Here is a 562-nt window from a genome sequence, read left to right as displayed (position 1 = left end):
CGTCTATGCGCGCGCGCTGGAGCTCGCCTCCGGCCGCTGACCGAAGGGGCTCACCGCGTAGTTCGAGGGCAACGGTGCCGTCACCCGCCGGCGCACCGCGATGCCGCTGGCCGGCACCGCCGCCAGCAGGTCCTTCTCGGCCTCGATCAGCATCACCCCGGCGAGCCGCCGCGCCAGGCGCCGCCCCATTCGGTCCCACAGCCCGGCCCCGCCGAGCAGCATCCGCCAGGGGAAGGGCGGCACGAAGAGCGCCGCCTCGCGCCGCGTCACCCGGAACAGCCGCTGCTCCAGCAGCCGCGAAACCTGGCCGCGCGAATAGGGCCGGCCCTGCCCGAAGGGCGTGTGATCGAAATGCGCCCAGGCGCCGATCCGGTTGGGCACCACCATCAGCAGGCGGCCGTCGTCGCGCAGCACGCGCCAGTACTCGCGCAGCAGGCCGGACGCAGCGTCGCTCGTCTCCAGCGCGTGGACGAGCAGGATGCGGTCGAGGGAGGTGTCGGGCAGCGGCAGGCGGGAGTCCTCGGCCCAGGCCGCGCCGGGCGCCGCGCCGTGCGGCGTGACC

1 protein-coding gene is annotated in these 562 nt (G+C 75.4%); it reads right to left on the bottom strand.

Translation table 11 applies throughout. From position 1 onward, the window contains the following. Positions 1–3: 3 nt before the first annotated feature. A partial coding sequence (locus AC1DWF_RS37435) for a methyltransferase domain-containing protein (protein WP_476843476.1) occupies positions 4–562 on the bottom strand: 559 nt, incomplete at its 5' end.

It is taken from the genome of Aminobacter sp. P4_D5 (assembly GCF_056401815.1).
This window is presented reverse-complemented; position numbering and strand designations above follow the sequence as displayed.